Below are 11,738 nucleotides of genomic sequence, written 5' to 3'. Positions count from 1 at the left end.
CGAGTTCGAGGGCGGCGCTACGACTTCGTCCCTGGCGGAACCTTCCTTACGCCGGCGCCTTCGCGGCGGCGGAAGCGGCGGCCGGTTGCGGCTCGGGCGCTTCTGCCTCGCGGTCGGGCGCGAGCGGGTCGGTCACCGCACCGGTCTCTTCATCGAACAGCCCCTGCGCCAGCCTGGTCACCGCTGCGGGGACCGGCGGCGCCAGGTCGGCCACGGCGCGAAGACCGGACAGGACGTCGTCGGGTCGTACGGCAGGCGTCACGTGCCGAACAACCAGCCGCAGTATCGCACAAGGCCGGTCGCTCGGCCTATCAGCCGGTGAACCGTGCGTGGTGACGCTCTCCAGGTGCGCGACGGCGGAACGGGTGTCGAAGGTGCGGACACCGTTCTTCGTACGGCGCTGGACCTCCACCGCCGGGGCCTCGTTGAAGGCCGCGACGGCCCTCTGCGCCTCGGCGGGCTCCACACCGTCCAGCCGCAGCTCCCACACGGAGGCCGTCAGCCGGTCGGCGAGCCCGGAGGTCCGGGCCTCGACCGCCTCGACGACGTCGAGCCCGGCGGGCAGCGACTCGTCGAGGAGCGACCGCAGCCGCTCCGGGTCACGCGCCTCGGTGAGGGCGATCTCCAGGTACTCCGCCTCACTGCCCGTGCCGGTGGGTGCGGCATTGGCGTACGACACCTTCGGGTGCGGGGTGAACCCCGCCGAGTACGCCATCGGCACCTCGGCGCGGCGCAGCGCACGCTCGAAGGCGCGCTGGAAGTCACGGTGGCTGGTGAACCGGAGGCGGCCGCGCTTGGTGTAACGCAGTCGGATGCGCTGCACCGCGGGAACGGGCGGCGGGCCTACGGGCTGTCGCTTGCCCAGTGTCGTTCAGTCCTTCGTGAGAGCGGTCGTACTGCTACCAAGAGTACGTGTCTCGGCGCCGGATGGTTCCCGCCGGTCCACCGGCTGCCGCCGCACCGGCTCTCCGAAGAGCATCCGGCGCACGTCGGCGCGGGCCTGCCGCACGGACAGCCGGGCCGAGGCCAGCGCCTGCCGGGCCGCCCGCCCCGCACTGCGCGCCGCCTCGGCGAGCGGCCGGAGCACGGCGTCCCGCACGGCGTGTCCCACCGGGGTCAGCACACTCCGGTACACCCACCGCACCGGTTCCAGCACCGTCCACCGCAGGAGGGTGCCGAGGAACCGCCCGACGGCCCGCGAGACGTACCCGGCGATCCGCCAGGCGTGCCCGAGGGCGTCCGCGACCTCCCGCCCGACGACCGCCAGCGCGCGGCCGGCCGGCGCGAGCACCCACCGCCACACGGCGAGGACCGGCAGCACCACCAGCACCCGCACGGTCCAGTACAGAACGAACCCGACCCCGGTGACGACCAGCCCCGCACCCCGGACCACCTGCCTGCCGCACCACGCGAGCACGTGCCCGACCGGCGTCAGCACCCACCGGTACAACCACACCGCCGGCACCACCACCAGGTACCGCCCCAGCCACACCACCCCGGCGTACAACCCCCGCCCGGTCGCCGCGAGCACCGCGCCCACCCACCCGCAGAACCACGCGAGCGCGCGCCCCACCGGCGTCAGCACCCACCGGTACAACCACACCACCGGCACCACCACCAGGTACCGCCCCAGCCACACCACCCCGGCGTACAACCCCCGCCCCGTCGCCGCGAGCACCGCGCCCACCCACCCGCAGAACCACGCGAGCGCGCGCCCCACCGGCGTCAGCACCCACCGGTACAACCACACCACCGGTACGACGAGGAGCACGTTCCCCAGCCAGGCCGCGCCCTTGGCGAGCGGCACGACGACGTACCGCCACAGCCCGACCAGCGGCCACACGAACACGGCCCGCGCCAGCCACGCCAGCGCCCGCCCCGCAGGGCGCAGCACCGCGTCCCGCAGGAACCGCCCGGCGACGACCAGCGCGTCCCACACCAGACGCACCGGCACGACCAGGACCAGTACGACGATCCGCACCGGAATCCGGACCGCCACGGCCAGACACCCCTCGGCGTCCGACCGCCCCCCGGGCTCCCTCCGCGCTTCCGCGCCGGGCGCCTTCTCCAGTTCCACCATGTACACGAAGACGCCGCGGAACCCGATTCGGATCCCGCGGCGTCACACGTGACCGCTACTTGACCACGGTCAGCGGCAGCAGCTTCTTGCCGGTCGGGCCGACCTGGATCTCGGTGTCCATCGCCGGGCAGACGCCGCAGTCGAAGCACGGGGTCCAGCGGCAGTCGTCGACCTCGGTCTCGTCGAGGGCGTCCTGCCAGTCCTCCCAGAGCCACTCCTTGTCGAGGCCGGAGTCCAGGTGGTCCCAGGGGAGGACCTCCTCGTAGCCGCGCTCGCGGGTGGTGTACCAGTCGACGTCGACGCCGGCCGGCTCCAGGGCCTTGTCGGCGCAGGCCATCCAGCGGTCGTAGGAGAAGTGCTCGCGCCAGCCGTCGAAGCGGCCGCCGTCCTCGTAGACGGCGCGGATGACGGCGCCGAGGCGGCGGTCGCCGCGGGAGAGGAGTCCCTCGACGATGCCGGGCTTGCCGTCGTGGTAGCGGAAGCCGATGGAGCGGCCGTACTTCTTGTCGCCGCGGATCTTGTCGCGCAGCTTCTGCAGGCGGGCGTCGGTCTCCTCGGCGGAGAGCTGCGGGGCCCACTGGAAGGGGGTGTGGGGCTTGGGGACGAAGCCGCCGATGGAGACCGTGCAGCGGATGTCGCCCGAGCCGGAGACCTCGCGGCCCTTGGCGATGACCCGGGTGGCCATGTCGGCGATCTGCAGGACGTCGTCGTCGGTCTCGGTGGGCAGGCCGCACATGAAGTACAGCTTCACCTGGCGCCAGCCGTTGCCGTAGGCCGTCGCGACGGTCCGGATGAGGTCGTCCTCGGAGACCATCTTGTTGATGACCTTGCGGATGCGCTCGGAGCCGCCCTCGGGGGCGAAGGTGAGGCCGGAGCGGCGGCCGTTGCGGGTCAGCTCGTTGGCGAGGTCGATGTTGAAGGCGTCGACACGGGTGGAGGGGAGGGACAGGCCGATCTTGTCCTCCTCGTACCGGTCGGCGAGGCCCTTGGCGACGTCGGCGATCTCGGTGTGGTCGGCGGAGGAGAGGGAGAGGAGGCCGACCTCTTCGAAGCCGGTGGCCTTCAGGCCCTTGTCGACCATCTCGCCGATGCCGGTGATGGAGCGCTCGCGCACCGGGCGGGTGATCATGCCGGCCTGGCAGAAGCGGCAGCCTCGGGTGCAGCCGCGGAAGATCTCCACCGACATGCGCTCGTGGACGGTCTCGGCGAGCGGGACGAGGGGCTGCTTGGGGTAGGGCCACTCGTCGAGGTCCATGACGGTGTGCTTGCTGACCCGCCACGGGACGCCGGAGCGGTTGGGGACGACGCGGGCGATGCGGCCGTCGGGGAGGTACTCGACGTCGTAGAAGGCGGGGACGTAGACGCCGCCGGTCCTGGACAGGCGCAGGAGGAGTTCCTCGCGGCCTCCGGGGCGGCCCTCGGCCTTCCAGGCGCGGATGATCGCGGTGATTTCCAGGACGGCCTGCTCGCCGTCGCCGATGACCGCGCAGTCGATGAAGTCGGCGATCGGCTCGGGGTTGAAGGCGGCGTGGCCGCCGGCCAGCACGACCGGGTCGTCGATGCCGCGGTCCTTCGCCTCCAGCGGGATGCCCGCCAGGTCGAGGGCGGTGAGCATGTTGGTGTAGCCCAGCTCCGTGGAGAAGGAGAGGCCGAACACGTCGAAGGCGCCGACCGGCCGGTGGCTGTCGACGGTGAACTGCGGGACGGAGTGCTCCCGCATCAGCTCCTCCAGGTCCGGCCACACGCTGTAGGTGCGCTCGGCGAGGACGCCCTGCTGCTCGTTGAGTACCTCGTAGAGGATCATGACGCCCTGGTTGGGCAGGCCGACCTCGTAGGCGTCGGGGTACATCAGGGCCCAGCGGACGTCGCAGGACTCCCACTCCTTGACCGTGGAGTTGAGCTCTCCGCCGACGTACTGGATCGGCTTCTGCACATGCGGGAGCAGGGCTTCGAGCTGCGGAAACACGGACTCGGCGGCCGGGGCGGCTTCGGCAGGCATCTCACGGGACCTTTGTGTGCTGACAGGGGGGACCATCCAGCCTAACCCGGCCGGACCGGTCCCCCTCACCCGCTTGACCCGCTCGTCCCCCGGTGCGGGGTCACGCCGACATCGGTCTCTGCACGGTGATCGACTGGAGCAGGCCCACGGCCATCCACACGGCGAACATGGAGGAGCCGCCGTAGGAGACGAAGGGCAGGGGCAGGCCGGTGACCGGCATGATGCCGAGGGTCATGCCGACGTTCTCGAAGGCCTGGAAGGCGAACCAGGCGACGATCCCGGCGGCGACGACCGTGCCGTACAGGTCGGGGGTGCTGCGGGCGATGCGGCAGGCGCGCCAGAGGATCACGCCGAGCAGGGCGATGATGAGGCCCGCGCCGAGGAAGCCCAGTTCCTCGCCCGCGACGGTGAAGACGAAGTCGGTCTGCTGTTCGGGGACGAAGCGGCCGGTGGTCTGGGAACCGTGGAAGAGACCTGAGCCGGTGAGTCCGCCGGAGCCGATGGCGATGCGGGCCTGGTTGGTGTTGTAGCCGACGCCCGCGGGGTCGAGGGCGGGGTTGGCGAAGGCGGCGAAGCGGGCGATCTGGTAGTCGTCCAGGATGCCGAGCTGCCACACGGCGAGCGCCCCGGCGGTGCCGGCGCCGAGCAGTCCGAAGATCCAGCGGTTGCTGGCGCCGGAGGCGAGCAGGATGCCGAGCACGATGATGACCATGACCATGACCGACCCGAGGTCCGGCATGAGCATCACGATGAGCATCGGCACGGTGGCCAGGCCCAGGGCCTGGAGCACGGTGCGGTGGTCGGGGTGCGGCCGGTCGCCGGCGTCGACGCGCGCGGCCAGCAGCATGGCCATGCCCAGGATGATCGTGATCTTCACGAACTCCGAGGGCTGCAGGGAGAAGCCGCCGGGGAGTTTGATCCAGGAGTGGGCGCCGTTGATGGTCGAGCCGAGCGGGGTGAGCACCAGCAGGATCAGGAAGACGGACGCGCCGTAGAGGACGGGGACGGCGGTGCGCAGGGCGCGGTGGCCGAGCCAGACGACGCCGACCATCAGGGCGAGCCCGATCCCGGTGTTCAGCAGGTGCCGGGTGAGGAAGTAGTACTGGTCGCCCTGGTTGAGTTCGGTGCGGTTGCGGGTCGCGGAGTAGACGAGCAGCGAGCCCATCAGGGAGAGCGCGACGGCGGCCAGCAGTATGGGCCAGTCGAGCCGCCGGGCGATGGAGTCCCGGGCGAAGAGACGGGTCCAGCCGGCCTTCTCGGGACCGTATCCGGAGACCTGGAAGCTGTTGCCGGTCATGCGCGTGCCCTCCGGCTTCTGCCGTTGCCGCCGCGCCGGGTGCCGCGTCCCGCGCCGCCGCGTCGCCGGTGGCGGCGGGTGTCGCGGTTGTCCCCGTTCTGGTTGGGGGTGGTCGCCGGCTGGTCCCCTTCCTCGACGGGGGCGTACTCCTCGTCCGGGGAGGCCTTCTCGTCGGGCTGGAGTTCCTTGACGACGTCCTTGGGCATCTTCGGGGAGAGGATGGTGCCGTCCGTCTTGATCTTCGGCAGGCTCGCCTGGGGCTTGGGCAGCAGGGCCCTCTTCGGGTCGATGTCGCCGTCGTCGGAGACGCCGTACAGCGCGTCGTAGATGTTGCGGACGGCGGGTCCCGAGGCGCCGGAGCCGGTGCCGCCCTGGGAGATCGTCATGACGATCGAGTAGTCCTTGGTGTACGTCGCGAACCAGGACGTGGTCTGCTTGCCGTAGACCTCGGCGGTACCGGTCTTGGCGTGCATCGGGATCTTGTCCTGGGGCCAGCCGACCTGGGCGAAGCGCCAGGCGGCGGTGCCTCGGCTGGCGACGCCGGCGAGGGCCTCGTCCATCTTGGCGAGCGTGGTCTTGCTTATGGGCAGCTTGCCGTGGGCCGTGGGCTTGATCTGGCGGACGGACTTGCCGTCGGGGCTGACGACGGCCTTGCCGATGCTCGGGTCGTAGAGGGTGCCGCCGTTGGAGATGGCCGCGTAGATGGTGGCCATCTGGATGGGGGTGACGAGGGTGTCGCCCTGGCCGATGGAGTAGTTGATGGAGTCACCGGCGCGCATCTTGTTGCCTTCGAGGCAGTTCTCGTACGCGATCTTCTCGACGTAGGAGCCGTCCTTCTTGCCGGTCTTGCACCAGGCGTCCTTGTTGGCCTTCCAGTAGTCCTGCTTCCACTGGCGGTCGGGGACGCGGCCGGTGACCTCGTTGGGGAGGTCGACGCCGGTCTCGGCGCCCAGGCCGAACTGGTGGGCGGCCTTGTAGAAGTAGTCGTTGGGGTGCTTGGGGTTCATCCCGCCGTCCTTCTTCCACTCCTGGTGGGACAGGCGGTAGAAGACGGTGTCGCAGGAGAGTTCCAGGGCACGGCCGATGGTGATCATGCCTTCGTTGGCCGACTCGAAGTTCTTGAAGACCTGGCCGCCGACGTCGTAGGCGCTGGAGCAGTCGTAGTTGCCGTCGAAGTCGTAACCGGCCTCGACCGCGGCGGCCGAGGAGACGACCTTGAAGATGGAGCCGGGGGCCGCCTGGCCCTGGATGGCGCGGTTGAGCAGCGGGTAGTTGGACTCCTTGCCGGTGAGCTTCTTGTAGTCCTTGGCGGAGATGCCGCCGACCCAGGCGTTGGGGTCGTAGTCGGGGTTGGAGGCCATGGCGACGACCCGGCCGGTCTTGGCCTCCATCACCACGACCGCGCCGGAGTCGGCCTCGTAGGTCCGGTTGGTGTTGCGGTCCATCTCCTTGCGGGCGGCCTTCATCGCCTCGTTCAGCTCGTACTCGGCGACCCGCTGGACGCGGGCGTCGATGCTGGTGACGAGGTTGGAGCCGGGGGTGCCCGCGTCGGACTCGGCCTCGCCGATGACGCGGCCGAGGTTGTCGACCTCGTAGCGGGTGACGCCGGCCTTGCCGCGCAGCGCCTTGTCGTACTGGCGCTCCAGGCCGGAGCGGCCGACCTGGTCGGAGCGCAGGTAGGGCGAGTCGGTGTCCTGGGCCTTCTGCAGTTCCTCGTCGGTGACCGGTGAGAGGTAGCCGAGGACCTGGGCGGTGTTGGACTTGCCGGGGGCGGCGTAGCGGCGTACGGCCATGGGTTCGGCGGTGATGCCGGGGAAGTCCTCGGCGCGCTCGCGGATCTGCAGGGCCTGCTTGACGGTGGCCTCGTCGGTGACGGGGATCGGCTGGTAGGGCGAGCCGTTCCAGCAGGGCTGGGGGGTCTTGGCGTCGCAGAGCCGGACCTTGTCGATGACTTCCTGGGGCGGCATGCCGAGGACGCCGGCGAGCTTGGTGAGGACGCCCTTGCCGTCGTCCTTCATCTTCAGCAGGTCGGTGCGGGAGGCGGAGACGACGAGCCGGGTCTCGTTGTCGGCGAGGGCGACGCCGCGGGCGTCCAGGATCGAGCCGCGGGTGGCGGGCTGGACGACCTGCTGGACGTGGTTGCCGGAGGCCTCCTCGGCGTACTCGTCGCCCTGGCGGATCTGGAGGTACCAGAGGCGTCCGCCGAGGGTGGCGAGGAGGGAGAGGACGAGGATCTGGACGACGACGAGCCGGGTCTGGACGCGGGTGCTGCGGCCGGTCTCCGGGATGTTAGTCATGGGCGCGGCCCGTCCGGTCGAGGGTGGTGGTGGGCGACGGGTGGGCAGTGGTCACTGCTGCTGCCTCCCCCTGACGACGTGTGTACGAGGGTGCCGGCGTGCCGTCACAGCCGCTTGACCCCCTTGATGCGGCCGGCCTTGGCCACGCGGGCCCGTGCCGTCTTCACCCGCAGGGCGTTGCGCTGTCTGCCGATGCGCAGGCCGGTGCCTCCGGAGAGCCAGCCGGAGGAGATGTCCGGGCTCTGGGCGGCGGCGTTGGTGTCGGCCAGCGGGTCGTTGTCGGCGCGGCGGGCGAGCGCCATGATGCCGGGGACGACGAAGGGCGCGAGCAGCAGGTCGTACAGGGCGGCGGTGAACAGCAGGCTGGGCAGGCCGACGTGGCGGGCGGCGGTGTCGCCGACGAGGGCGCCGACGCCTGCGTAGAGCAGGGTGGTGCCGACGGCGGCGGCGACCACGACGACCATGGGGCCGGTGGCCGAGCGGAGCCGTCCGTTGTCCGGCTTGGCGAGGCCGGCCAGGTAGCCGATGACGCAGAGCACCAGGGCGTAGCGGCCGGCGGCGTGGTCGGCGGGCGGGGCGAGGTCGGCGAGGAGTCCGGCGCCGAAGCCGACGAGGGCGCCGCCGACGTGGCCGTAGACCAGGGCGAGGCCGAGGACGGTGAGCAGCAGCAGGTCGGGGACGGCGCCGGGCAGGTGGAGGCGGGCGAGGACGCTCACCTGGATCACCAGGGCGACGACGACCAGGGCGACGGACAGCAGGATCCGGTTGACGCGCATGGGGTGAAGGCTCCTACGGCTCGGTCTGCTCGTTCTGCTGGTCTGCCTGGCCGGTCCGGTCGGTCTGGCCGGTCTGGCCGGTCTGGCCGGTCTGGCCGGTCTGATCCGTCTGGCCGGTGGCGTCGTTCTGACCCGTGGCGTCGTTCTGCCCGGCCTCGTCGTTCCGGCCGGCCTCGCCGTCCTGTGCCTGCCCCTCGGGGTCGGCACCCGGGGTGACGGTGACCGTCACGGTCGGCGTGGGCTTGGGCTGCTTCTTCTCCGGGAGGACCGTGTCGCGCGGGTCCTTGGCCGGGGCCTGGACGACGACGCCGACGATGTCGAGCTTGGTGAAGCCGACGAACGGCGTGACGTCGAGGATCCGGGTCAGGTCGCCGCCGTTGGGGTCGACGCGGGTGATGGTGCCGACGGGCACGCCCGGCACGAAGGGCTTGTCGGCCTGCGAGCCGAAGGTGACGAGGCGGTCGCCCTTCTTGACGTCGGCCTTGCCGTTGAGCAGTTCGACGCGCAGCGGGCGGCTGCCCTGGCCGGAGGCGAAGCCGAGCTCGTCACCGGACTCCAGCCGGGTGCCGACGGTGAAGTCCGGGTCGTTGGCGAGGAGCACGGTGGCGGTGTTCGGGCCGACGGTGGTCACGCGGCCGACGAGTCCGTCGCCGTTGATGACGGTCATGTCGCGCTCGATGCCGTCGCTCGCGCCGGCGTCGATGGTGATGGTCCAGGAGAAGCCCTGGGCCGCTCCTATGGCGATGACCTGGGCGCCCTTGATGCCGTACTGGCCGGCGCCGGCGAGTCCGAGCATCTTGTCGAACTGCTTGAGCCGGCTGCGGCCGCGCTCGTCGCTGCCGAGCTTCGCCTTCAGGGCCGCGTTCTGCGTCTCCAGTTCGGCGAGCCGGTCGTGCCGGTCGCCGGAGTCGCGGATCGCGGAGACCGCGTTGCCGACCGGGTCGACCGCGGAGGAGACCCCGTTCTCGATCGGACCGAAGACGTTGGCCGCGGCCTGCCGGGCACCGTCGACCGGTGAGTCCTCCCCGCCGCGGATGTCCACCGTGATCAGCGCGAACGCGATGGCGATCAGCAGCACCAGGAGCAGCCGGCTCTCTTTCGTGTCCCTCACGTGCGGCGGCCGTGCCTTCCTCGTCGGAATTCGGGAATCTCGGAATGTACGTGGCAGTGTTCAGGAATTCAGGTGATTCGGTGTGCCTGGCGTGTGCGGCGCGCCGGGCCCTTCGCACACGCCGGCACCACAACCCTCTATATCAACGATCCGCCGCACGAGAGGAGATCGTCTCGTACGGCGGAGCCGAAGTGTTACGTCATCTGCGGGGCGAGGCGTCCAGCACCTGCTGGAGTGCCTCGAACTCCTCGACGCACTTGCCGCTGCCGAGCGCCACGCTGTCGAGCGGGTCCTCGGCGATGTGGATCGGCATTCCGGTCTCCCGGCGCAGCCGTTCGTCGAGCCCGCGCAGCAGCGCGCCGCCGCCGGTCAGGACGATGCCCCGGTCCATGATGTCGCCGGACAGCTCCGGCGGACACTTGTCGAGGGTGGTCTTGACGGCGTCGACGATCGCGTTGACCGGCTCCTCGATCGCCTTGCGCACTTCGGCGGCGGAGATGACGACGGTCTTGGGCAGCCCGGAGACGAGGTCCCGGCCGCGGATTTCGGTGTGCTCGTCGGAGTCGAGGTCGTACGCCGAGCCGATCGTGATCTTGATCTGTTCGGCCGTGCGCTCACCCAGCAGAAGGCTGTACTCCTTCTTCACGTGCTGGATGATCGCGTTGTCCAGCTCGTCACCCGCGACGCGGATGGACTGGGCCGTGACGATGCCGCCGAGCGAGATGACCGCGACCTCCGTGGTGCCGCCGCCGATGTCCACCACCATGTTGCCCGTGGCCTCGTGGACCGGCAGGCCGGAGCCGATGGCCGCGGCCATGGGTTCCTCGATGATGTGCACCTGTCGGGCGCCGGCCTGGGACGACGCCTCGATGACGGCGCGGCGCTCGACGCCGGTGATGCCCGAGGGCACACAGACGACGACCCGCGGACGAGCCAGATACCGCCGCTTGTGGATCTTCAGGATGAAGTAGCGGAGCATCCGCTCGGTGATCTCGAAGTCGGCGATGACGCCGTCCTTCAGCGGACGCACGGCAACGATGTTGCCGGGCGTGCGCCCGATCATCTTCTTCGCTTCGGCGCCGACCGCGAGGATGCCACCGGTGTTGGTGTTGATCGCGACGACGGACGGCTCGTTGAGTACGATCCCGCGACCCCTGACGTACACCAGCGTGTTGGCGGTCCCGAGGTCGACAGCCATGTCACGGCCGATGAACGACATTGAGTTCCCCATCAGGATTCGACTGGCCTTCCCAGGAGCTTTTGAGGGCTTTTCAGGTAGGCGAAGTGGGTGCAGTGACGCGTGGAGGCTTCCATGGTAGACGCGCTTTCGCGAACACTGCGCGAGGGTCTTCGCCATTGTCAGCAGATGGCGCGCCGCCTCGCTCGTGGAGACGGGCCAACGGTGGCATCCGTTCCCCCGAACAGGCGCGCATATGCCACAGGGCGGTCGCTTTTGCGCGACCGCCCCGGCTCCGTCCGGTCCATTCGACTGACAGCGCGTCAGAAAAAAGGCCTCTCCGGCGTGTCCCGGAGGAGGATCAGGCCCGGCCCGGGAAGAAGATCTTCAGCTCGCGCTCGGCGGACTCCTCGGAGTCGGAGGCGTGGATCAGGTTCTCGCGGACGATCACGCCGTAGTCGCCCCGGATGGAGCCGGGGGCGGCGGCGATCGGGTCGGTCGGACCGGCCAGCGCGCGCACGCCCTCGATGACCCGCTCGCCCTCGACGACCATCGCCACGACCGGCCCGGACGCCATGAACTCGACCAGCGGCTCGTAGAACGGCTTGCCCTTGTGCTCGCCGTAGTGCTGCTCCAGCGTCTCGGTGTCCAGGGTGCGCAGTTCCAGCGCGGTGATCTGCCAGCCGGCCTTGCGCTCGATACGGCTGATGATCTCGCCGGTCAGGCCACGACGGACGGCGTCGGGCTTGAGGAGGACGAGGCTGCGCTGGGTCACGAGGGCTCCCTTGGAGAGGTGCGGTTGTGCGGGTGATGACTGAGGTTACCGGGCGTGTCGCGACGCCGGTCACGCAGCGTCAGGCGGACCGGGGCCGGCCCTCCCCCGCCGTGCCGGGACCGGCCGTCCCGTCGGCCACGGCCGGGCGGGGTCTGTCGGCGCCTGGCGGCGCCGGGCGCGTCGAGGGGCCGCCACGTCGGACGGGGCCCGCCGTGTCGGGCAGAGC

At 70.6% G+C, this 11,738-nt stretch carries 9 protein-coding genes; all 9 read right to left on the bottom strand.

What is annotated here, in order from left to right:
* Positions 1 to 46: 46 nt before the first annotated feature.
* The 9 genes from EV562_RS06755 to ndk all read right to left on the bottom strand — a co-directional run bounded on the left by EV562_RS06755 (position 47) and on the right by ndk (position 11,512).
* Positions 47 to 823, bottom strand: coding sequence for a TIGR03936 family radical SAM-associated protein (locus EV562_RS06755; protein ID WP_133885732.1), 777 nt, complete (start codon positions 821 to 823; stop codon positions 47 to 49).
* 48 nt (positions 824 to 871) lie between these two features.
* Positions 872 to 2,080: a hypothetical protein gene (locus EV562_RS06750; protein WP_208298301.1), complete on the bottom strand. Its 1,209-nt coding sequence runs from the start codon at positions 2,078 to 2,080 to the stop codon at positions 872 to 874.
* Positions 2,081 to 2,135: 55 nt separating this feature from the next.
* Complete coding sequence (locus tag EV562_RS06745; protein WP_166661622.1) at positions 2,136 to 4,079, bottom strand: TIGR03960 family B12-binding radical SAM protein; 1,944 nt, start codon at positions 4,077 to 4,079, stop codon at positions 2,136 to 2,138.
* 100 nt (positions 4,080 to 4,179) lie between these two features.
* Positions 4,180 to 5,376 carry a rod shape-determining protein RodA gene (gene rodA / locus EV562_RS06740; protein ID WP_133885729.1) on the bottom strand — a complete coding sequence of 399 codons (1,197 nt, stop codon included), beginning with the start codon at positions 5,374 to 5,376 and terminating at the stop codon, positions 4,180 to 4,182.
* Positions 5,373 to 7,673 carry a penicillin-binding protein 2 gene (mrdA, locus tag EV562_RS06735; protein WP_133885728.1) on the bottom strand — a complete coding sequence of 767 codons (2,301 nt, stop codon included), beginning with the start codon at positions 7,671 to 7,673 and terminating at the stop codon, positions 5,373 to 5,375. The genes rodA and mrdA overlap by 4 nt, the downstream gene beginning before the upstream one ends.
* Positions 7,674 to 7,777: 104 nt before the next feature.
* Positions 7,778 to 8,449: a rod shape-determining protein MreD gene (mreD, locus tag EV562_RS06730; protein WP_133885727.1), complete on the bottom strand. Its 672-nt coding sequence runs from the start codon at positions 8,447 to 8,449 to the stop codon at positions 7,778 to 7,780.
* Positions 8,450 to 8,462: 13 nt separating this feature from the next.
* Positions 8,463 to 9,560, bottom strand: coding sequence for a rod shape-determining protein MreC (gene mreC / locus EV562_RS06725; protein WP_243859982.1), 1,098 nt, complete (start codon positions 9,558 to 9,560; stop codon positions 8,463 to 8,465).
* Positions 9,561 to 9,759: 199 nt separating this feature from the next.
* Complete coding sequence (locus EV562_RS06720; protein ID WP_007449816.1) at positions 9,760 to 10,779, bottom strand: rod shape-determining protein; 1,020 nt, start codon at positions 10,777 to 10,779, stop codon at positions 9,760 to 9,762.
* 319 nt (positions 10,780 to 11,098) lie between these two features.
* Complete coding sequence (gene ndk, locus EV562_RS06715) at positions 11,099 to 11,512, bottom strand: nucleoside-diphosphate kinase (protein ID WP_133885726.1); 414 nt, start codon at positions 11,510 to 11,512, stop codon at positions 11,099 to 11,101.
* Positions 11,513 to 11,738: the final 226 nt, after the last annotated feature.

Source organism: Streptomyces sp. BK208 (assembly GCF_004364245.1).
In the GTDB taxonomy this organism is placed as follows: Bacteria; Actinomycetota; Actinomycetes; order Streptomycetales; family Streptomycetaceae; genus Streptomyces.
Note: the sequence above shows the minus strand (reverse complement) of the source record. Positions and strands in the feature narration are given on the sequence as shown.